22 protein-coding genes are annotated in these 22207 nt (G+C 51.2%); 4 read left to right on the top strand and 18 right to left on the bottom strand.

Annotated features, from left to right (window positions below; all coding sequences use genetic code 11):
- Window positions 1–18 precede the first annotated feature (18 nt).
- Window positions 19–636 (bottom strand): bifunctional phosphoserine phosphatase/homoserine phosphotransferase ThrH, encoded by a 618-nt coding sequence (thrH, locus tag C4F51_RS09705; protein ID WP_193909359.1) that lies wholly within the window; start codon window positions 634–636, stop codon window positions 19–21.
- Between the two features lie 250 nt (window positions 637–886).
- On the opposite strand from thrH, the gene C4F51_RS09700 reads away from it, so the two are divergent.
- The gene (locus C4F51_RS09700; protein ID WP_193909358.1) at window positions 887–1615 is read left to right on the top strand and encodes a phosphoadenylyl-sulfate reductase; all 729 of its coding nucleotides are present in this window, start codon (window positions 887–889) and stop codon (window positions 1613–1615) included.
- A gap of 59 nt (window positions 1616–1674) precedes the next feature.
- Here the strand turns inward: C4F51_RS09700 and C4F51_RS09695 are convergent, their stop codons facing one another.
- From C4F51_RS09695 to ccmA, 8 genes are read right to left on the bottom strand one after another with little or no spacing between them, the layout of a single operon-like run.
- Window positions 1675–1995, bottom strand: coding sequence for an antibiotic biosynthesis monooxygenase family protein (locus tag C4F51_RS09695; RefSeq protein ID WP_193909356.1), 321 nt, complete (start codon window positions 1993–1995; stop codon window positions 1675–1677).
- Window positions 1996–2016: 21 nt separating this feature from the next.
- Entirely contained in the window at window positions 2017–2538 is a 522-nt protein-coding gene (locus C4F51_RS09690) for a DsbE family thiol:disulfide interchange protein (RefSeq protein WP_193909354.1), read from the bottom strand.
- Complete coding sequence (locus tag C4F51_RS09685; RefSeq protein ID WP_193909352.1) at window positions 2535–4505, bottom strand: heme lyase CcmF/NrfE family subunit; 1971 nt, start codon at window positions 4503–4505, stop codon at window positions 2535–2537. The genes C4F51_RS09690 and C4F51_RS09685 overlap by 4 nt, the downstream gene beginning before the upstream one ends.
- Window positions 4495–4959, bottom strand: coding sequence for a cytochrome c maturation protein CcmE (ccmE, locus tag C4F51_RS09680; RefSeq protein WP_193909350.1), 465 nt, complete (start codon window positions 4957–4959; stop codon window positions 4495–4497). Before ccmE ends, C4F51_RS09685 begins: the two co-directional genes overlap by 11 nt.
- Window positions 4960–4983: 24 nt before the next feature.
- Window positions 4984–5175, bottom strand: a complete 192-nt coding sequence (ccmD, locus tag C4F51_RS09675) for a heme exporter protein CcmD (RefSeq protein ID WP_193909348.1) — start codon at window positions 5173–5175, stop codon at window positions 4984–4986.
- A complete protein-coding gene (locus C4F51_RS09670) occupies window positions 5172–5930 on the bottom strand; it encodes a heme ABC transporter permease (protein WP_193909345.1) in 759 nt (252 codons plus the stop codon). Before C4F51_RS09670 ends, ccmD begins: the two co-directional genes overlap by 4 nt.
- Before the next feature lie 16 nt (window positions 5931–5946).
- Window positions 5947–6642 (bottom strand): heme exporter protein CcmB, encoded by a 696-nt coding sequence (gene ccmB, locus C4F51_RS09665; protein ID WP_193909343.1) that lies wholly within the window; start codon window positions 6640–6642, stop codon window positions 5947–5949.
- Window positions 6632–7288 (bottom strand): cytochrome c biogenesis heme-transporting ATPase CcmA, encoded by a 657-nt coding sequence (gene ccmA / locus C4F51_RS09660; protein ID WP_235992314.1) that lies wholly within the window; start codon window positions 7286–7288, stop codon window positions 6632–6634. Before ccmA ends, ccmB begins: the two co-directional genes overlap by 11 nt.
- 144 nt (window positions 7289–7432) lie before the next feature.
- Here ccmA and fliK point away from each other — a divergent pair, with 144 nt between their 5' ends.
- Both fliK and C4F51_RS09650 read left to right on the top strand, forming a co-directional pair.
- A complete protein-coding gene (gene fliK / locus C4F51_RS09655; RefSeq protein ID WP_193909341.1) occupies window positions 7433–9157 on the top strand; it encodes a flagellar hook-length control protein FliK in 1725 nt (574 codons plus the stop codon).
- The gene (locus C4F51_RS09650) at window positions 9154–9477 is read left to right on the top strand and encodes an EscU/YscU/HrcU family type III secretion system export apparatus switch protein (protein WP_193909339.1); all 324 of its coding nucleotides are present in this window, start codon (window positions 9154–9156) and stop codon (window positions 9475–9477) included. Before fliK ends, C4F51_RS09650 begins: the two co-directional genes overlap by 4 nt.
- A gap of 44 nt (window positions 9478–9521) precedes the next feature.
- On the opposite strand, the gene ovoA is transcribed toward C4F51_RS09650, so the two are convergent.
- Window positions 9522–11693: a 5-histidylcysteine sulfoxide synthase gene (gene ovoA, locus C4F51_RS09645; RefSeq protein ID WP_193909338.1), complete on the bottom strand. Its 2172-nt coding sequence runs from the start codon at window positions 11691–11693 to the stop codon at window positions 9522–9524.
- 330 nt (window positions 11694–12023) lie between these two features.
- Between ovoA and C4F51_RS09640 the strand changes: the two genes are divergently transcribed.
- Window positions 12024–12842, top strand: a complete 819-nt coding sequence (locus C4F51_RS09640; protein WP_193909337.1) for a sulfurtransferase — start codon at window positions 12024–12026, stop codon at window positions 12840–12842.
- Between the two features lie 102 nt (window positions 12843–12944).
- On the opposite strand, the gene C4F51_RS09635 is transcribed toward C4F51_RS09640, so the two are convergent.
- From C4F51_RS09635 to C4F51_RS09600, 8 genes are all read right to left on the bottom strand, one after another.
- Window positions 12945–13703, bottom strand: coding sequence for a hypothetical protein (locus C4F51_RS09635; protein ID WP_193909336.1), 759 nt, complete (start codon window positions 13701–13703; stop codon window positions 12945–12947).
- A gap of 206 nt (window positions 13704–13909) precedes the next feature.
- On the bottom strand, window positions 13910–15337 hold the full coding sequence (locus C4F51_RS09630) for a cryptochrome/photolyase family protein (RefSeq protein ID WP_193909335.1): 1428 nt from the start codon (window positions 15335–15337) through the stop codon (window positions 13910–13912).
- 25 nt (window positions 15338–15362) lie between these two features.
- Window positions 15363–16304, bottom strand: coding sequence for a YbgA family protein (locus C4F51_RS09625; RefSeq protein ID WP_193909334.1), 942 nt, complete (start codon window positions 16302–16304; stop codon window positions 15363–15365).
- A gap of 190 nt (window positions 16305–16494) precedes the next feature.
- Window positions 16495–17469, bottom strand: coding sequence for an HTH-type transcriptional regulator CysB (gene cysB, locus C4F51_RS09620; RefSeq protein WP_193909333.1), 975 nt, complete (start codon window positions 17467–17469; stop codon window positions 16495–16497).
- A gap of 244 nt (window positions 17470–17713) precedes the next feature.
- Window positions 17714–18625: a 5'-nucleotidase gene (locus C4F51_RS09615; protein ID WP_193909332.1), complete on the bottom strand. Its 912-nt coding sequence runs from the start codon at window positions 18623–18625 to the stop codon at window positions 17714–17716.
- Between the two features lie 101 nt (window positions 18626–18726).
- Window positions 18727–19704, bottom strand: coding sequence for a quinone oxidoreductase family protein (locus tag C4F51_RS09610; protein ID WP_193909331.1), 978 nt, complete (start codon window positions 19702–19704; stop codon window positions 18727–18729).
- A 108-nt stretch (window positions 19705–19812) separates the two neighbouring features.
- Window positions 19813–21681, bottom strand: coding sequence for a SurA N-terminal domain-containing protein (locus tag C4F51_RS09605; protein ID WP_193909329.1), 1869 nt, complete (start codon window positions 21679–21681; stop codon window positions 19813–19815).
- Window positions 21682–21870: 189 nt separating this feature from the next.
- Window positions 21871–22143, bottom strand: a complete 273-nt coding sequence (locus tag C4F51_RS09600; RefSeq protein ID WP_193909328.1) for an HU family DNA-binding protein — start codon at window positions 22141–22143, stop codon at window positions 21871–21873.
- Window positions 22144–22207 lie beyond the last annotated feature (64 nt).

Raw genomic sequence — 22207 nt, 5'->3', positions numbered from 1 at the left:
TTATTTTATTTCACTGACTTATAAGGTCAGTGCACGGTTGCTTGCCTTGATAAATTCCTTTTTAAGGTCTTCATAAGTGTGTACTGCAGGGAACTGCGGAAACTCGTCAATCACATTTTGTGGCGCATGGAACAGGATGCCCTGATCGGCTTCGCCCAACATGGTGGTGTCGTTGTAGGAATCGCCAGCGGCGATAACACGGTAATAGAGGGTTTTCAGAGCCAGCACAGACTGACGCTTGGGGTCTTTTTGACGCAGGGTGTAGCCAATAACACGATCACGCTCGTCAACGTTCAAACGGTGACACAGCAACGTCGGGAAGCCCAATTGACGCATCAGCGGCTGGGAGAATTCATAGAAGGTGTCTGACAGAATGATGACCTGGAAGCGCTCACGCAGCCAGTCAACAAATTCTACCGCGCCATCCAGCGGCTTCAGGGTGGCAATCACTTCCTGAATCTCTTTCAAACCGAGGTTGTTTTCTTCCAGAATGCGCAAACGTTGCTTCATCAGCACGTCGTAATCGGGAATATCGCGTGTGGTGGCTTTCAGTGATTCAATACCGGTTGCCTTGGCAAATTCAATCCAGATTTCCGGAACCAAAACACCTTCAAGATCAAGACATGCAATTTCCACATTAACCTCCGCGCTTTATCGGGACAGCATTCATTTATCGGGCGGCAATCTACCTGTTTCCGGCGCTGAAAGCAAACTTGCGAGCTTGAAATTAGAAAGGCGGCAGCGGCTCTGGTATCCTGTTAGCACCGTGAAAAGCCCTGAAGTCCGTCAAGTGACTCATTATTCGTAAGTTGTGCCCCATCCATCGCCCGTGCCGTTTAAACAGACGGGCGAATTAACGGCACGCCTGCCCCTTGGAGAAGTTCCCATGTCTGATAACCAGATTCCCTTGGTCGATACTGATGCTGAAATGCAAAGCTGGTCGCCCCGTAAAATTCTCAAACACGCGCTGAATGAATTCGACAATATCGCGATTTCTTTCAGTGGTGCCGAAGACGTGGTGCTGATTGATATGGCGCACAGTATTCGCCAGGATATTCAGGTGTTCTCATTGGACACCGGCCGCTTGCACGCAGAAACCTACCGCTTTATAGAGCGGGTGCGCAAACATTACGGGATTGCCATTGATATTCTTTCGCCGGATGGCGATGCAGTGCGCGATCTGGTTACTCGCAAAGGTCTGTTCAGTTTTTACGAAGACGACCATAAAGAATGCTGCGGTATCCGCAAAATTCAGCCCCTGCGCAAAAAACTGCTGGAAGTGGATGCCTGGATCACCGGCCAACGAAAAGACCAAAGCCCCGGCACTCGCGCCGGTATTCCGGTTATTCAGGATGATCTGGCTTTTGCCCGGCCGGGAGAAAAACTCACCAAGTTCAACCCGTTGGCAAACTGGACATCCAACGATGTGTGGGAATACATCCGCGGCAACAACCTGCCCTACAACGAACTACATGATCGCGGTTTTATTTCTATCGGCTGCGAGCCTTGCACCAAACCGGTTGGCCCGGGGCAGCATGAGCGTGAAGGTCGCTGGTGGTGGGAAGAAAGCACAAAGAAAGAATGCGGATTGCACGGCACTAATATTTCAGCCTAAGCAAATTCGAGCCAGGAGCAGTGAGGTATCACTGCTCTATTGATAAGAAGAATCGCTGTTTAATGAGTAGCGGGTAAAACACCGAAAGGTTTATCGCCGTAGGTTTTTAGTACTTGCGAAATAACAACCTGATAACCGTCCAGCCAAAGCTCCTGCTTTGCTTTGGCTTCAATATGTTTCGGATGTTTGATCAGCAAATCCAGCGCCGCCAGAGATTCCCAGTAATACACGGTAGAGACATAACCGTTCTGTGGATTCTCCCAAACCTCTTCACCCAGATAACCCGGAATGGATCTCGCCGCTTCAGCGATAGCCTCATCAAGCCGGTAGAACTCGTTATCAAACTGCTTTTTCAAAAAAATAAACGTTGAGGAATACATACCGTTTTCCGCTAGACGGGCTTATTCAAAAAACACTTTCAGGTCGTTATCCCATACCTGCTGGTCAACAACACCGACATGCTTGTAGCGAATCACACCATTCTCATCCACCACATAGGTTTCCGGTGCGCCGTAAACGCCGAGGTCGATACCGAAGCGGCCATCGGCATCGAGAATGTTGATGATGTAGGGATTATGCAATTCCCGTAACCAGCGCTGTGCCGCCGGCACGTCATCCTTGTAGTTGACGCCGACAATAGGAATGCCCTGCTCCGCCAGTTTTACCAGATAGGCATGTTCGGCATAACAGGTCGGGCACCAGGTAGCCCATACATTCATCAGGCTGGTTTTGCCTTTGAAGATGTCCCGGGTTACCGGTTTTTCCGGATCTTCCAGCGATGGTAAGGAAAATACCGGTACCGGTTTGTCGAGTAGCGCCGAGGGCATGGCGGTCGGGTCCAGTTTCAGACCCTGCCAGAAAAGAATGCCCAGCACCACGAATACCGCCAGCGGGATAAACAGCTTGATACGCTGCCTGATCATGATGCTTGAGCCTCCGCCGCCAATGCAGGGTCACCGTTTTTTTTGCGGTAACGTTTGTCAGCCACGGCCAAACCGGCACCGAAGGCCATCATCAATGCACCCAGCCAAATCCAGCGCACAAACGGCTTGAAGTGAACGCGCATTGCCCAGGCGCCGTTATTGAGCGGCTCACCCATGGCGATATACAGGTCGCGGAATAAACCGGCGTCCAGCGCCACTTCGGTCATCACCTGGCCATTGGAAAGGTAGCGACGTTTTTGTGGTTTCATTTCACGTACAAAGTCGCCGTGCTTGCTCACGCGAATTACCGCTTCGTCAGCAACATAGTTGGGGCCAGGTACGCGGAAAACACCTTCCAGCACAAACTCGAACTCAGCCACCTGAACCGGCTTGTCGATGTCCATCCGCACATCGCGCAGGTCGTTATAGATACTGGTCAAGCACACGCCGGTGAGCGATACCACAATACCGAGGTGCGCCAGCACCATGCCGTAATAGCTCAGCGTCAAACGTCCCAAACCGCGTTTTACGGTATCGGCGTGGCGAATCTTGTTGCGGATATCCAGCACCAGTGCGGTGGTGATCCATAAAGCGATAAATACCGTAAGCGCGGCTTGCCAGGACCATTCACCGCCATACAGGAACGGGAACGCAATACCACCCACCAGGCTGATGCCGCCCGGCACATACAGCATTTTAATCAGCTTTTCACTGGCATTATTTTTCCAGTTAACCAGCGGGCCCAGCGCCATCAGCAGGCACAACAAGGCCATTAACGGCAGGAAGGTAATGTTGAAGTAAGGCGGTCCTACCGAGATCAGCCCCATGTTCAAGGCGGATTTAATCAACGGGTACAAAGTACCTGCCAGCACGGTCAACATCATGATGATCAACAGCATGTTGTTCATCAGCAGGAAGCTCTCGCGAGACAACCAGGTGAATCCAGGTGAGCTTTTCACCACCGGCGCGCGCAGTGCGTAAAGGATCAACGAACCACCTACTACCACCAGCAGGAAGAACAGAATAAATACACCCCGCTCCGGATCGCTGGCAAAGGCGTGCACGGAGGTCAGCACGCCGGAACGCACAAGGAATGTGCCCAGCAAGCTGAGGGAAAAGGTAAAAATTGCCAGCAGAATCGTCCAGCTTTTAAAGATGCCGCGCTTTTCGGTAACCGCCAGCGAGTGAATTAACGCGGTACCGACCAGCCATGGCATAAAGGAGGCATTTTCAACCGGATCCCAAAACCACCAGCCGCCCCAGCCCAATTCGTAATAGGCCCACCAGCTGCCCAGGGCAATACCGACGGTCAAAAACGCCCAGGCCAGATTGGCCCAAGGACGAGACCAGCGCGCCCAGGCGCTGTCCATACGGCCAGACATCAGCGCAGCCAGCGCAAAAGCAAAAGTCGCACTGAAGCCTACATAACCCATATAAAGCACGGGGGGATGAATAATCAGGCCAATGTCCTGCAGCATCGGGTTGAGGTCACTGCCCTCTTGTGGCGAGAGCGGCAAAATCCGGTCAAACGGATTGGAGGTTAACAACATAAACAACAGAAAGCCGACGGCGACAAAGCCCATCACTGCCAGCACTCTGGCCTGCATATCCAGCGGCAGTGATTTACTGAAACGGGCGATGGCGAACGTCCAGCCCGCCAGCATCAATACCCATAACAGCAGCGAACCTTCATGGCCGCCCCACACAGCGCTGATTTTGTAGTAAACCGGCAACAGGCTGTTGGAATTGCTGGCCACATAGGCCACCGAGAAATCATCCTGCACAAATGCGGTGGTCAGAAAAATAAATGACACCAGCACCATGGTGAAGAAGCCGGTCGCCAGGGAACGTGCCGAATGCATCAGCAAGGCATTGCCGGTGGACGCGCCCACCAAAGGAATGATGGTCAGTGCAAATGCCAGACCCAGCGCCAGAATCAGCGCAAAATTGCCCCACTCAGGAATCATATTGGATCTCCTTGCAGGTGGCCTGGTGCTCGCCTTTGTCTTTCATGGCCGCGGCAACTTCCGGTGGCATGTAATTTTCATCGTGCTTGGCCAGCACTTCAGCGGCCTGAAACACGCCTTTGTTATCCAGCATACCGTTGATCACCGCCGCTTCACCTTCGGCGAAGAGGTCGGGCAAAATGCCGTTGTAAGCAACCGGTACTTCAGCAACGCCATCGGTAATGATGAAAGTCACTTCCAGGGTTTCGTTGGAGCGCAAAATGGTACCCGGCTTGACGCAGCCACCGGCCCGAATGCGGGTATTGTGAGGGACTTCGCCGGTCGCAATTTTGCTCGGCGGATAGAAAAGATTGATATTTTCCCGTAGCGCAAAAACCAGCAGGCCTACCGCGATACTCGAAAAAAGCAAAATAAAAATGACCAACATCAAGCGTTGTTTTCTAACCGGGTGCATATTGTCACTTCTTTTGTAATGGGACTATTGTCCTGTTTGTTTTTCCGCCAGACGCTGCAAGCGACGCTGACGACGGAAAAAGGAACGGGTCTGCAGCACCGGCATTACCACCAGGGTAATTAATACCACCAGCGTAATACCGTAAGCTGCCCAGACAAACGGGCCGTGGTTGTTCATTGCCAGAAAAGCCGCCAGTGACTCAAATTGAAAGGTCATAACGATTTCACCCCGGCTTTTTGCTCAACCAGTTCTCCAACCCAGCGGGTCCGGCTCTCCCTGCGCAGAATTTCTGCGCGGGTATTCAACAGCAATACCCACAGATAAAACACGTAAAAGGCAATCACCATCAGCAGCAGCGGATACAGCATGGATGGGTCAATACTGGATTTTCCCACAAATTTGATGGTTGCGGGCTGATGCAAGGTGTACCACCAATCCACCGACTTCTGGATGATGGGAATATTAACGGTGCCTGCGAGCGCCAGAATGGCACTGGCTTTGTCGCCGGTGTCGCGGTTGGTAAAGGCTTGTTGCAGCGCCATGATGCCGAAATACAAAAACAGTAAAATCAGCATAAAGGTGATGCGCGCATCCCATTCCCACCAGGTTCCCCAGGTCGGTTTGCCCCAGATAGAGCCGGTCACCAACGCCAGAAACGTCAGCGCCGCGCCTACCGGTGCGGCCGACTTCATCACCATGTAGGGCAGTTTCATCTTCCAGATCAGGCCCACCGCGCCGCTGATGGCCATGATGAAATAGCCACCTTGTGCCAGAAAGGCCGCTGGCACATGAATATAGATGATCCGGTAGCTGTTACCTTGCTTTGCATCAACCGGTGCGTAAGCCAGCCCCCAAATACCACCAACCAGCAGCAGCACAATAGCAATAGCCGCCAACCAGGGCAGCCAAGGCGTACTTTTTTCGTAAAACCACCTGGGAGAGCCCAAACGATGAAACCATTGCCAAGCCACGTTAAACCTCTCTTTGTTATTGGGTGCTGATACGCAGCGCACCGGCTGCAGCCAGCGGCGCAAGGACAATCGACAATGCCAGTAAAGCCCCCAGCATCGCCACTTGAACCGTATAAGGGCTACCATTAATACCGTACTGAACCAGGCTGGTGCCGAAGATCAGTACGGGGATATAAAAAGGCATGACGATCAGTGATAACAACAAACCGCCCCGGCCAATACCGGTGGTCAGTGCCGCGCCAACCGCACCCACCAGACTCATGCAAGCGGTGCCTATAAATAAGGAGAGGCACAAAGGCACGAAACCGGGCGTTGGCAGCGACAACATTAAACCCAGCAGCGGCGCCAGTAACATCAGTGGCAAGCCGGTGGTCAGCCAATGTACGACGATTTTAGCCAACACCGTGAGATACAAGGGTTGTGGCGCAATCAACATTTGTTCCAACGACCCGTCCTCAAAATCGCTACGGAACAGACCATCCAGCGACAATAAGGTTGCAAGTAAAGCCATAACCCACAGTACGCCAGGCGCCAGCACCGAGAGTAGCTGGCTTTGTGGCCCCACGCCCAACGGAATCAGACTGACGGCAATCAAAAAAAACACCAGCGGATTCAGCAGCTCGCCGCGCTGGCGCAGTGCCAGCAGCAAATCGCGCCGAAAAGTGGCTTTAAAACCGGAAAAAGATGAAATCGTCTGCAAATCAGTCGTCATAGCGAGACTCCGTTGCAGCAAAACGATAATCTGCCAGCGATACGGTGCGAACGCCGGCAATACTGAGATCCTGGTGCGAGGTTAGCAAGGTCATACCGCCACGCGAGGCGTGTTGTTCCAGCAGGCTTTCAAGGGCGGCAACGCCCTGCTTGTCAATCGCGGTAAAAGGTTCGTCGAGAATCCAGCACACCGCTGATGATAAATACAGCCGTGCCAGCGCAACGCGGCGGTGTTGGCCGGCAGACAATTGAGAACACGGGGTTTCTTCGTAACCCGCCAGCCCGACCTGCTCAAGCGCCTGCTCGATGCTGAAAGTGCCGGTTCCGTCGCAGGTTTGCTGATACCAGCGCAAGTTCTCCACCGGTGTCAGGGCTTTTTTGATGCCCGGCAGATGACCGAGGTACAAGCTCTCACGCGCAAATTGCCAGGCGGCGCCGGGTAAGGAATGGCCGCGCCAGGCAATGTCGCCCTGGTATTCGCGGGAGACACCGGCAAGACAACGCAGCAACGTGGTTTTACCACTGCCATTGGGGCCGATTAATTGCAAAATATCGCCCGCCCGGCATTGAAAACAGAGCTGGCTGAACAGGATTCGCTCATCGCGTTCGCAGCTGAGTTGACGTATGTCGAGCAAAGGTTTGGTCAAAATCAGGGCTCACTGGTTGTTGCCTGTGGCGGCTCAGGATTTGGAAAAACGTGCCGATAAGCTGGTTATTGGCATTCGAGCGCGCGATTATAGCGATCATCGCCCCTGTTTTTCACCTCTAAATTTGATTTTGGATTTCTGTGTATGCAGTTACCGCCGGTTTCCAACCCTCCAACGGCCTCATCGCCGTTAATTCGAGGCGATAATGCAGCAGTTTTGGCAAAAATTGCCGGTTTGCCGCAAGGGCAAATAGTCGATGTTATGGTGGAAAAAGTTGCTGCTATCACCCCGGAGCAGCGCGACGCCTTGCTAAAACAGCTCAATGAGCAGATGCAGCAGTTACAAAAAGCGCCGCAGACGCCTGCGGTCAAAGCGCAAATACAGCAACTGGGTGAGCAGCAACAATTACTGCAATCGCCACAATTAAAACTGGTGACGCTGCAACTGCCGGATCGCCCGCTACTGACTTACACCGATCGTCCGCTGGTGGCTGGCCAAACCTTGCAGGTGCTGGTCAGCCAGCAAGGCCAACGGTTGGCAATCGTCGATTTTCCTGCGCCGGTGCCGACCGTGCCAGCCGGGCTTCCCGCAACGGCAAGCAACCCATTGCCTGTGGAGAGCAGTTTGCGGAATTTGCTGAATATTGCTTCATCCTTGTTATTTCCTGCTGCTCCCGATACCAAAACGGCCCCGCCAACCCCCGTTGCGGCCAACCACCTCACAAATGCGCAACCCGGCACCACTCAACCGGTAGATAAACTGGTACTGCAAAAAGCGTTGGTGGAAACCTTGCGGCAAGTGTTGCCGTTGCGTGATGTGCCCACAGAAATTTTTCAGGCATTACCGGTTATGCAACAACTGCCTGGCAATGTACGGCAGCTGCTCTTACCAGCGACGGTGCAGCAGGCGCTGAAGTCATTTGCAGAACAATTGCGTTCGCCCGCACAACTCTCCAACCCGCAAATGATTCCTTTGGTACTGAAAAACAGCGGCACTTTTTTTGAACAAAAGGTTTCCAGCCAGATGTTGCAAACCACTCCGGCAGGAGCAGCCACGGCCAGTGCGAGCAAAAATACAGTCAGCCTTCAATTCACCCACCAGGATTTGAAAGGCGCCCTGCTCCATTTATTATCGCAGTTGCGTCAGGAGAGCGGTGTGAGCTTGCGGCTGAGCGATATTCCCAACCCCTCCTCTCCGCCGCCCGTTGCACCTACAGCAAGCCAACAGCATGCGGTGGAAGCTTACACCAGCCGGGCCGGTGCCGAGGTTACGGCCAGACTGCCCGATATGCCGCAGGGGTTATTATCTTTTTTGCAGCAGATTCCGCAACGCAGCCACCAGGAACTTTCAACGAAAACCTTGCGCAATCAATTGTTAATGCTGATGCAGCAGCACACTTTATTAGGGCTGGGAAAAATTCAGTTGCAACAAACCCATACCCTGGGGCACCAACTTAATAACGCTGAAAGCAGCGCTGTCGGTCAGTCTTTTATTTTTGATATTCCGGTGCGGTATGGTGCCGACATTCACCAGTTTCATTTGCAGTTGCGACAGGAGTGGCAAGAGGAAAAAGATAATGACAAGCGAAAAGCTTCCGGCAAAGTCAAACAATGGATGGCAATGCTGAAATTTGATTTGCCCCAGGTGGGCGGTGTGTACGTTCAGTTACAAGCCGGACAGGACAATCTTTCGGTGAGTGTATGGGCAGATCGACAGGAAACCCTGGCCTTGGCCCGCGCAAAAATGAATCGCTTGAAAGAACAGCTGGAAGCCGAAGGAATTACCTTGAAGAACTTTCAATGCCTTAATGGTTTGCCGCCCGACTATCAGCAAACATTGAACTACTCGCTGGTGGATGTCACCTTATGAATAAGCCCGCCGATCCGATTAAAAAAGCGGTCGCGCTATTTTACGACGGCGTTAATGCACCGCACGTAAGCGCCAAAGGCACCGGCGATATCGCCGAAGCGATTATGGAGGTAGCCACCGAGCACGGCGTACCGCTCTGCGACAATCCGGAGCTGGTCAACCTGCTGATGCAACTGGAGTTGGGTGAGGAAATTCCTGAGACACTTTATATCGCGGTAGCTTACATCATCGCCTTTGCGTATGAGCTGGATGGCAACCAGCCTGCCGGTTGGAAACCCGGCGAAAAATCTGCGCCGGATGCGTCAGCTACTGATGCTTGACACTGTTGCGGCTGAAAAACAGCCGCAACAGAGGAGTTAAACGGTCAGGCAATTCTTTCCCACAGTGTCACCTCTGACAAGGTATGCTGAAACTTGCGGCGCGTTTCACGAATCACGAAAGGCACTTCCCGAGGCTCGGCAATTCGCTTGTAATGCGCGTCCAGGTAATGATGCAAGCCATCCAGTGTGGTAAAACTTTCACCGTCTTTTTTAAAACCGCCCAGCCAGGCTTCACGCGGCGTATGTTCGGCCAACCAGGTATAAGGTGACGCAATCATCAGGATGCCGCCAAGGTTCAGACGCTGGTGAATTTGTTGTAAAAATTTCTCCGGGCTGTATAAACGGTCGATCAAATTGGCGGCCAGAATAAAATCGTAACCGGAAAATTGTTCTTTAAGGTTACAAGCATCACCCTGAAAAAATTCCACCTTTTGCGCGGTGTCGATCAGCGCCAATTCCTGTAGTGAACGGGATTTGTAAGACACCAGCTCACCCTCTTCCGCCAGGGTATAACGCAAGGTTTCGCCACGCGCCAGCTGTGCGCCAAGTTGAATAAACCGCGCCGAAAAATCGATGCCGGTAACATGATCAAAAGCTTTCGCCAATTCAAAACTCGCCCTGCCAGTGGCGCAGCCTATATCCAGCGCGCGCTGCAGGGGTTTATTTGCCAAAGCAGTGAGTGCAAGGTCCACCAGTGCTTTGGAGAAATTGGCAACACCAAAGCATTCATCACCGTAATGAAACTCGGCATATTCCGATAATAATTTGTCAGTTTCATAATGTGATGCGGGCACTGATTGAACCTCTTCAGAGACAACATAGCGGAAACCCGCATGCTGGAAAAAATGGCGACGAAAAGCATAACGCGCGGAACGCTGTGCTTCATTGCCACAGGAAATCCATGAGCCGCCTTTTATCAGATTGTGCCGTTCATCAAAGGTCGGCGTCGTAAAATCATCGTAAATCGGGTGTACGTCAAAACCATCGAATGGATAAACCGGTGTTTCTGTCCACTGCCAGACATTGCCGGCGACATCATAAAAATCGCCGTGGGCAAACCGGTTTACCGGACAGGAAGATGCAAAGTGATCCAGATGGATATTGGCATTGGCCAACGTTTGCTGTGGTGCTTGCAAACCACTTTCATCGTATATCCGATACCATTCATCTTCGGTGGGCAAGCGAACCGGCAACCCGGTTTCAGATTTTTTCCAATTACAAAATGCCTTGGCCTCGTGATAATTGACTTCCACCGGCCAGTCCCACGGCATGGCAACTTCTTCGGTCATCAAGCGCAAGTACCAGCCTCGGGTTTTCTTAACCCAGAAGGTGGGGTGTCGGGCGCCGGTGAAGGTTAACCAGGCTTTGCCCTCGTCTTCCCAATTATGGTGATTCAGATAACCACCGGCATTAACAAAATCGAGAAACTCCTGATTGCTCACCAAAAAACGCGATGTGTTAAAAGCGCTAACGCAGGTTTCATGCACGCCGTATTCATTATCCCATCCGTACCAGCAATCTGTTTTGTTTTTGTCGAGCAGAACATCCCCTTCCGCTACCTTTACCAGGGTATTAACCGGAGCCGTTCCACTCTGAGTGCAAGGCAGCCAGTGTGATGAATGTTTTACATACTCAAGCTTGTGTTGCCGAATAAGCACGGATGACGTTTCCAAATGAATCCGCTCGTGCTCAATGCCCATTACAATCGCCCACCAGGGGTTGCTCCAGGTAACCGGCAGCTCCAGCGGTGCATGCTCAATCAAATCCAGCACCAGCGCGCGCACCTCATCACGGTAACCTTTTACTTCAGCAGGTGTTGGCCACTCGTAGTGCGCATCGTTGAGGTCATCCCAGCTCATTTCATCCACGCCGACGGCAAACATGGATTCAAAGCGCTGGTTGACCCGCGCGGTAATCATTCGTGTTAATAGCAGTTTGTTGACAAAAAAAGTGGCGGTATGGCCGTAGTAAAAAATCAGCGGATGGCGAAGGGCAATGGGTTTGACATAGTAAGCAGCTTCGTTGGCGAGGCACTCGAAAAGCGACTCGTAACGATCAAAGGTGCTGGTAAAATAATCCCGGATTCTGTTGCGAAACCCGGCTTCGCTCCCCTCACCCAAATGCGGGGTGCGAGCAAATAATGGCATGGTGGCTGACGACGGCATGGCTGGAGAGACAGCGGGAGAATGTAGCGGTAGATTTTGCCGGGAAGGCATGGCACGGCTCCTGGATTATTCCTGTGTACGGTCATAACCGGTTGAAACATCTATTAAAGCACCTTTTGACGCACTCAGAAAAATATTACAGCACAGGTTTCAAACCGGGCGCAGGCCAAGGTCGCACATTGCACTCACCAGATCACCCGGTAAAAGATGCATCCGATTCAATTACCACGCACCTTATGCGATGCCGTTTCAAATTTTCACAAAAAATCCGTTAATAACCACGACCAGCCTCTGTTTTCTGCCGCTTTTCAATGACACTATCCGGCTATCTCACTGTCACACCCGTTTATGTCAAACGCAACATTATACTCAGGCAACTTTATGAATAACCTGCTCATCAGCGCTGAAGAATTGCAAGAAATCCTGGATACGCAACCACTGATTATTGATTGCCGCTTTAACCTGTTGGACAAGGAACTCGGCTATGAGCAATACCTCGACGGCCACATCCCCGGCGCTTTTTATCTGGATATAGAGAAAGATTTGTCAGGCCCTATTGGCGTGCATGGTGGGCGCCATCCCCTGCCCTGTGCGGAGCGGTTTGCCAGCACCATGCGCAGGATCGGTTTGTCGGCAGATCGTGAAGTTATTATTTACGATGACACCAAGCTGGCCTACGCCGCACGTTTGTGGTGGCTGCTCAGTTATTTTGGCCATAACAAAGTCCGCTTGCTGGATGGTGGTTATAGCCATTGGGTTAACCGTAGCGGCCTGGTGGATCGCCGCAACCCGGAAGTGCCGGAAGCGGGGCATTTTGCTGCCAACCCGGGCCAGCGCCCTATCCGTCATATTGAAGAATTGAAAGCGCCCAACCTTTCCTTGCAACTGATTGATTCACGCGAGCCAAAACGTTACGCCGGCCTCGAAGAACCTATAGACCCGGTGGCTGGTCATATTCCCGGTGCGGTCAACCAGTACTGGCAGCAGACCTCGAATGATCAGGGGCTGTTCAAGCCGGTTGAATGGCACCAGCAACACTGGCAATTTCTCGATCCGCAGCAAGAAGTGGTGGTTTACTGTGGTTCAGGTGTTACAGCTTGTGTGAATTTGCTTTCATTGGAAATGGCAGGTGTTAAAGCCAGCTTGTATCCGGGAAGTTGGAGCGATTGGTGCTCCTGGTTGCCGGAGCAAAATAGCTGAATTTTCCGATTCGTGAATAAAAAAATGGCGCTTGTGGGCGCCATTTTTTGTTTGAGCCAGCGTTAAATTATCGGGCTCATTTCATCTTGCCAATGCTTGTGCTTACCAGTATTCGTACTCAACACGAACATCCTGATTACGGCCTCTGTCGTTAGCAACCGGTGCGCGACCTTGTGAACGCATCAGGTAACGGCCATCCGGTTCATAAGCCAAATGTACCGGGGTAGCGAAAATCGCAGACACCTTGTGGGAAGGCTCCACGACAAAATAGCGCCAGGTGGTCGGGTTGGATGCATTATGCAGCGGTGAGCGGTCAGCCTTGATTTCACGAATTTGCAGCCCGGCGACTTCCAGTCTTTCCGGCCATGCCTGTTGGAAACGGATCCGCTTGCCTTCCAGCAATGCGTCCCAATGCTGCTGAATCAGCGCATCACGACCGGCATCAATCACTAAATTGGCCGTTTCAAGAATTTCTTTTTCCTGCTTCAAACCTTGCTGGTCAAAAGAGAGAAACACACGACCCGCTTCAAATTTGGCGGCACGGCGCTCATTGGTGCGCTGATCCTTGAACTCGAATTCCGGCTGGGTTGGCTCACCGGTAAAACGCAAGGTTTTGGTCGCAAATACCGAGCCGTCCGGCTTGGCATAATTGACAGTAATCTCCCGATTGCCATCCAGCGGAGTGAACAACTCACGGTAGACCACTTTGGTTGTATTGATTTGATAGGCCGTACCGGAAACCGAGTAACCATCCTGCGCCTGAACCATCGCGGATAAAGCCAGCGCTGGCAACACAGTGAGGGTCAAACCGATTTGACGAAAAAATGAACGAGCCGATAAACGGGAGTCCTTTAAATTCATAACAATAAAACCTGCTGAAGAGATAATGGCAATATCCCGGATCGCTGAGCAAACCCGGATGTGATTTATGATGACAAGCTCATTGGCGCTCGTCAACTCCGGTAAGCCCGCCTGATCCGGCCAAGCGCTGGCATTGACTACTGGCGCCAGCAACCAGGTGCTTTTCTTGTGATGAGGTCTCGCAGCTGAGATTCGGTATTTGGCGTTCAGTTCCCTGTTTCAGCCGGCTTTCGATCCAGCTTGCCAAACAGTTCAATGGTTTGCTTTCGGCTAACAACCAGATCCACTATAGGTAAAGGATAGCCGTTCACCGGCGGAGGCTGATGAATATTTTTCTTATCCAGGTGCGCCAACTCAGGTACGTATTGGCGAATAAAATGCCCATCGGGGTCAAATTTTCGTGATTGGCTTACCGGATTGAACACCCTGAAGTAAGGCGCAGCATCGGTGCCAGTAGATGCACTCCACTGCCAGCCGCCATTGTTGGCTGCAAAATCGCCGTCAATCAGCCGCGACATAAACCAGTGCTCGCCCCACCGCCAGTCAATTTGCAAATTTTTGGTTAAAAACATCGCCACCACCATCCGCAAACGGTTGTGCATCCAGCCGGTTTGCAATAATTGGCGCATTGCCGCATCAACAATAGGGATGCCCGTTTGCCCCTGACACCAGCGCTCAAACACCTTCTCATCTTTTCGCCAGGGGAATTGGTCGGTGTAGGTTTGCATCGGGTTGTGTTTACAAACCTGCGGAAAGTCCGTCACTACATGCTGATAAAAGTCACGCCAGATCAATTCGTTAATCCAGGTGGTAACGCCTTCGCTACCCGTGTCCCACTCACCGCCGTTCACATGCAACGCTGCACCCAGACATTGCCGTGGAGAAATGGAACCCACTGCCAGGTAGGGCGACAGCGTGGAGGTACCTTCGGTAGCAGGAAAATCCCGGGTCTCATGGTAATGCCGGATGGCGGTATCCATAAAATCCTTCAAGCGTTCATGGGCCTCGGCCTCCCCGGCTGGCCAATGCGCCGCAACACGGTCATCCGCTTCGGCAAACCATTTTTTCAACACCGCGTTATCAAATTTGCAAGCAACGGCTTTGGGAAATGCCGGTGCCGATGACGGCGATGCCCAGGATACCGCCGTGGCCTGTTGCAACCAGGTGCGCTTGAAAGCCGTAAATACCTTGTAAGGCAATCCCTGACCGTTACGAATCATCCCCGGCGGCACTATGACCCGATCATGAAAGCGACGAACAATAATGCCCGCCGCTTTACAGGTTGCTGCGACATTTTTATCCCGTACAAATTCATCCAGCGGATACTCTGCGTTGATATGCAACTGATCACAGGATTTTTGCTGCGCCAGCTTTAATATCGCCGCCGGAATTTCCTTTGCTGTTTTCACCTCCAGCAGCGTCAGAGAAATACCTTGTGCGGCCAGTTCATCGCCCAGCAGTTGCAAGTGCTCGAAAATAAAGTGCAGCCGAACCGGCGCTACCGGGTGACTTTTTACATACTCATGGCAGTGAATGTAAACCGCTTCAATGGCGTCAGAGTCTATTGCCGCACGGGACAGTGCCGGGTTATCTGACAAGCGTAAATCATTACGAAACCAAACCAATGTTTTCATGAATTTTCCAAAAATTCCTACGTTGTCACTCGTCCTGCAACAGGTCGGCATTCGGATAAGGCTGCCACCAGGTTTGTTGCCCGAGATAATTATCGCCAGTGCGTTCAACCCTTTCATGCAAATAACAACGAGGTTTTGACAAAGGAATATTACCTGCCTGGTAACTGGCTGCCAGCGCATCAAATTCCTTGTGTTCATCCAACGTCAGCACGGCACGGAAATAACCTTTCAAATGCAGTAGCACATTGGTCTGCCCACCGCGCACCGTCGGTTTTTGCAAGGCAGCCAGCAATGACTGAATATACCGGTTGGCAATTTGCGCAAGATCATCGCTGGCGAGATTGGAAAGCATTTTTCCAATCACTCGATAAGCATGGGCGTTATGTGCCATTAACAAATATTTATAGCGGGAGTGGAACGCAATCAGTTGCTTTGCCGAGAGCCCTCCCTGTGTTGATTGTTGCCAGTCAAACAAGGTAAACACGCGCGTTAAAAAGTTATCCAGCTGCGGTTTGTTATGAAGCACATCAGCCGCTTCAACCGGCAACAAAGGCAATTGCTGCTTGAGGGCGGCAATATAAATCCCCTGCCCCGCTTCATCCAGTAACAAACCCTGTTCATCAAACCGTTTTACATCGTGCAAACCGCAACTGGGCGAACCTTGCATCACAATATAACCGCATACATGAGCCAACCGGGCACTGTCGGCAACCGCTTGGGCCTGCATTTGCGATGTTAAATCGACAGAGGCATCACCCACTTCCCGAACACGAATGGCTTGCTGAACCTTAACCAGCTGAATCGGATTGCGCGGCACACCGAGACCAATAGCAACCTCCGGACAAATGGGGTGCAACTGGACATACTTGCCCAGTGACAACAGCAATTCCTGATCGTATTTGTCCTTGCCGTTATAGCGAACAGGGTCGCCAACGAGACACTGACTGATAGCAACGGGCGCTTTCATGGCAAGTGGTGTTAATCCTCGTATCCATTTATCAGCTCGTTTTGACGCAGCAATAAAATAGTTTTGATGCGTGAATGAAAATTTTCCAGTGTTCATTGGGGATTACGCAGACAAAAAAACAGGACGACAGCATTGCCATCGTCCTGTTTTTTTATCTCGTTATTTTACCGCAACCAAACATCGCAATTGATTAATAGGATGGCAGCTCAATACCGTCAAACAATTCATCAAGTTCCATGCGGGAATGACGATTGAAGGCTTCGTTCACCACATCACGGGTTAAATGCGGGGCAAATTTTTCAATAAAGTCATACATGAAGCCGCGCAAGAAGGTCCCGCGACGGAAGCCGATACGCGTGGTGCTGGACTCAAACAAATGCCCGGCATCCAGCGCGACCAGATCGCTATCAGTCGTTTCGCTGTAAGCCATTTTTGCAATGATGCCAATGCCCAACCCGAGACGAACATAGGTTTTAATAACGTCAGCATCCGCAGCAGTAAATACTACGCGCGGCGCAAGGCCACGATTGATAAAGGCTTCATCCAGTTTGGAACGCCCCGTAAAACCGAACACATAGGTAACGATCGGATGTTTGGCCACGTCTTCCAGTGTTAACTGGGATATCTGCGCCAGTGGATGATTTTTTGGCACGACGATGCAGCGGTTCCAGCGGTAGCACGGCATCATGATCAGATCACTGAACAGCTCCATGGCTTCGGTGGCAATAGCAAAATCTACCGTACCATCGGCAGCCATTTCCGAGATCTGCATTGGCGAGCCCTGATGCATATGCAGGGACACTTCCGGATATTGCTGAATAAAAGAACCAATCACCGGCGGCAGCGCATAACGCGCCTGGGTGTGGGTGGTTGCCAGCGACAAACTGCCCTTGCGCTCATTGCTGAACTCCTGGGCAACCTGCTTGATGCTTTCAACCTTGCGCAGGATTTCTCCCGCAGTTTTCAAAATAGCTTCGCCGGCCGGGGTAATTCTGGTGAGGTGTTTGCCGCTGCGGGAGAAGACTTCTACGCCCAGCTCGTCCTCAAGGAGACGGATTTGCTTACTGATGCCTGGCTGGGAGGTATACAGGCTTTGCGCGGTAGCAGACACATTCAAATCGTGGTGCGCCACTTCCCAGATATAACGTAATTGTTGCAGCTTCATAAGCCCTCCGAATGGCTTTTGCGAAGTAAAGCCCGATGTTGTAACGCCAGCTCCTTTGGATAAAGCAAAATTAAGCCAGAAGAGCTATTAAAAAAAATAATTATATGCCACTTGGTAATATAAGTCGCCAGTGAAGATGCGAACAAACGTCCAAAAAGGCTGTTATTAAGACTTTGCTATAACTTTAGACTATATCCGGCAATTTAATAGTTTTTCAAAGCCGCATTTATCATTGGTTGAAAAATCAGGGCTTCAGCAGGATTTCGTTGGCTATGCCATGGGGAACATGACCGGTGGCCACATGCTCGCTGGCGGAATCGCAATGCATACGTTGATCGTCAAAAAACACATCGGCGCCGTAAGCTTTTAAAAAAGCCCCTTTTGATAAACCGCCTAAAAACAGCGATTCATCTATACGAATATTCCAGGCGCGCAAGGTACGAATAACCCGCTCGTGAGCCGGTGCCGACCTGGCCGTTACCAGCGCTGTGCGGATGGGGCAATGCTCACCAAACTCCACTTGCAACCCGTGTAGTGCCAGCAAAAATTCTTTAAAAGGTCCACCGCTCAAAGGCGTGCGAGCAGATGCCTTTTCACTCAATGAAAATTCTTTAAGACCCTGTTTTTTATATACAATTTCTGCCTCATCAGAGAACACCACCGCATCGCCGTCAAATGCAAAACGTAACTCATGTTCATGATCGGGCTTGCTTTTGGAAGCGATCAGCGTGGCGGCAGCTATGCCGTGATTGAGTGCATCCCGCACATCTTCAGGCTCTGTTGAAAGAAACAGATCACAGCCAAACGCGGTTGCGTAACGATAAGGCGATGTGCCGCCGCAAAAAGCAGCGCGGGTAATATCCAGTCCGTAATGTTCTATAGAGTTGAAAACCCGCAAACCTGTGTCGGCGCTGTTGCGCGACAGGAGAAGCACTTCTACCCGCCCGCCGCCTTCCACCAACTGGTTCAAACCCAGCAGTTTTTTAACAATCGGAAAGGCATCGCCCGGGGTTAATATGTCGTCTTCGTGCTCTATTTGATAGCGTGCAAATGCCTCCAGCCCTTCGTTCATGTAAACCTGATGGCTATCATCGAGATTAAACAACGCGCGGGAAGAAATTGCGATGACAAGCTTATTACTGATATCCGAGGACATAAGGCAGCCGTTAACTCCTGGAAAAATACACTGGCAACGTCAGTGAATACCGACGGCCCACTCTAAAGGATTCGCAGCATAAAGATAATCACCTGACTCACTTACGGCAATAAAATAGTTGAGCCGATGGTGTTCCTGTTGGCCAGCTCCTGCTGTGCTTTTGCCGCCTCACGCAATGCAAACCGTTGACCAATATCCACCGTGATCCAGCCTTTATGAATAGCAGCAAACAGGCTATCCGCCAGTGCCTGTAAAGCGTGTTGATCAGGTGCATAATGCGAGAGCGTGGGACGTGTCAGAAACAACGACCCTTTTTGCATCAACAACAAAGGGCTGACATCGGGCACCGCGCCGGATGCATTGCCAAAACTGACCATCATGCCCAGGGGGGCAAGCGCATCCAATGACGCGGCAAAGGTGTCTTTACCCACCGAATCGTAAACCACATCAACGCCCCGCCCTGCTGTTATCTCTTTAACGCGTTCGGCAACAGGCTCATGGCGGTAAAAAATAACGTCAGAGCAACCACGCTGTATGGCCAGCGCCCCTTTTTCTTCGGAGCCGGTTGTGCCTATCACACGGGCGCCTAATTGACCGGCCCATTGACAGGCAATCAAACCAACGCCGCCTGCCGCGGCATGCCATAACAAGGTGTGCTTGTCGCCAACCACAAAAGTGCGCGTGAGAAGATAAGCTGCGGTTAACCCTTTTAACAAACAGGCTGCAGCGGTTTCATCACTGATAAAATCGGGCAATAAAATCAACCGCTCGGCATCTACCAGATTGGTGGTAGCGTAGCCGCCAAAAACCCCGCTGCAATAACCTACGCGATCGCCGACTTTAAAGCGGGTCACATCTGTACCAACCGCCTCAATAACACCGACTCCTTCAACACCGGGTCGAAATGGTAACGGCAATGCATATAGGCCGGAGCGGTGGTAGATATCAATAAAATTAACGCCGACGGCAGTGTGCCGAATTAATACCTCTTGTCCGACAGGCACCGTGGGCTGCAAGTTCGAGGTACGCAACACTGACGTATCACCTGTTTGCTCAATTACAAAAGTGTAATCAGTCATCATTATTCCTCACATCGGTTTTAAACGAATAAATTGGCACAACCCAATAGGCGGCCAATAAAAAAGGAGCACATAAAGTGCTCCTTTTTAAACCACACGGCATGCAGACTACTGTTTGATTTTAGCGTTAGCTTGCAGCAGGTTTTGCAAATTTCTGAACTCGTTCTGGCCGGAAATACTGGCCAGCTGCGCAGCAAGAATGGATTTTTGCTCCGCCGGGAATTGATCAGCGCCAGAAGCGACAGACTTGAGAGAAACAATGGCGTAATCGCCGCTGCCTAACACAACGCCATCAATGACTGGCTGGGATGCTGCAGGCTTGGCGATGCTGAATGCATGGAAAAGTACATCACGTTCAACATCCGGGCTGTTACGGCCGGTATCTTCAACGGTTTTTACTTCCAGTGAATTATCAGCGGCAATGGCTTCAAGCGATTTTCCAGCAGCAATTTCCTGCTTGAAAGCAGCTGCTTTTGCTGTCATCAACTCACGCACTTTCTCTTCTTTCAAGGTTGCTGTAATGCGATCGCTAACATCTTCAAGCGGGCTTACGTGGCTTGCCTTGTAGTCGGTTTTCTTCAGCACAGCAGCGCGTGTTGGCGCCAGCTCGATAACTTCACTGCTGTTTTCATGCTCAAGAACATCTACAGAGAAAGCTGCAGCAACAAATTGGCTCTCACGGGAAATTTCGTTGTCACCACCGGTGCGAGGAATCAAACCGGTATTCTGTACCGTTACGCCCAACTCAGCTGCAACATCAGCAAGGCTTTCCGCATTGAAAGACAAGTCACGCAGACGCTCAACGAGGCCAACAAACTCATGCTCAGCCTGGTCGCGCTTCAACTGAGCGGCAATGCGATCGCGCTCTGATTCAAAATCAGGCACTTCAACGCCACGCTCGGACAGTTTCTTGATGAAATGGGTACCTGCATCCGTAACAACCGGTGCAGATACTTCGCCTACCGCCAATGCCGCAAGAGCGGTTTCAAAGTTTTCCGGGAAGGTATCACCGGTGGTAAAACCAAGATCGCCACCCTCTTCTTTGGAGCCCAGATCATCGGAGTATTGACGAGCGAGATCAGCGAAATCTTCATCAGCCGCCAGCTTGCCAGTAATTTCTTCAATCACTGCAGCATCGTTGTCTTCAATCAAAATGTGCGCAACCTGGCGCTCGGGTGCAGCCACAAACGCAGCACGATTTTGTTCGTATTGCTTGCGGATCTCATCTTCGGAAATGTCGATGTTATCCAGCATGTTATCCAGATTCAGATCGATATAATCCACTGCGACTTCTTCCGGAACTGTAAATTCCTGCGGCTTGCTTTCGTAATACTGAAGAACTTCAGCATCGCTAACCGTCACTTCTTCTCTCACTTTTTCAGAAGGCAGCACCAGATAATCAAAGCTGCGGGTCTGGAAGTTAAGCGCGATAACCTTGTCAATTTCAGCTGGTGTGGAAAAGCTGGTATCTACAACGCCGGACGTTAACTGACTGATCAGCACATCTTCAACCAGCGCTTTTTTGTAAGTTGATGGCGTATAGCCAACGTTTCTCAGCAAACTCTGATAACGAATCGGATCAAAAGCACCACTCTCCTGCTGGAATTGCGGGGTTCTGACAATTTGCTCATTAATAACGCTATCGCTGGCGGTAAGGCCGGATTCTTTCGCCTTCTGAACCAGCAACGCACGCTGAATCAGGTTTTCGACAACCGGCGTACGCAGGTATTCATCAGACAGGAATTCGGGCGGAACAGAGTCACCATAACGATCAACGATCTGTTGTTTCTGGGTAGCTGTTGCGCGGCTGATCTCCATTTCGGAGATGGCTTCACCATTGACCTTGATAACGCTTCTGGCATTGGGGTCGCTGTTAAAAAGGGTTTCTGCACCGGTCAGCGCAAAAATAACGACCAGCAAACCGATCAAGATTCCAGACACGACCCCTTTGGAGTTGTCCCGAATATTTTGAAGCATGATGAACTCCTGACATTCCGACGGCCGGTATTACCCTGCCCCCGATTTCCCTGATGCGGGAAATTCTGTTTTTATTACTGATTACTTCGTTGCTTAAAGCGATGGTTATAAAAAAAGGCGCATGATCGATGCGCCTTTTTTTAACAACATCCTGCAGATGTACGCTTCAGGTTCCGAACGATGTTCAGATTAGTTAACGGCGTCTTTCAGCGCTTTGCCGGCTTTGAAGCCAGGAACTTTGGAAGCGGCGATTTGAATTTCTGCACCGGTTTGCGGGTTGCGGCCGGTACGGGCAGCACGTTCTTTTACAGCAAAAGTACCGAAACCAACGAGCACTACAGAATCACCATCTTTCAGGGCGCCAGTGATGCTATCGACGACTGCATCCAATGCACGACCGGCAGCTGCTTTTGGAATATCCGCAGATGCGGCAATAGCTTCAATCAGATCAGTTTTGTTCACACTTAACCCCTTTTGATTATACGTTACAAAAAAATTCAGGTCGCCAATACACGGCAAATTCTTA

It is taken from the genome of Cellvibrio polysaccharolyticus (assembly GCF_015182315.1).
Lineage (GTDB): Bacteria > Pseudomonadota > Gammaproteobacteria > Pseudomonadales > Cellvibrionaceae > Cellvibrio > Cellvibrio polysaccharolyticus.
The sequence above is the reverse complement of the archived record's forward strand: the minus strand, read 5'-3'. Positions and strand labels throughout refer to the sequence as shown.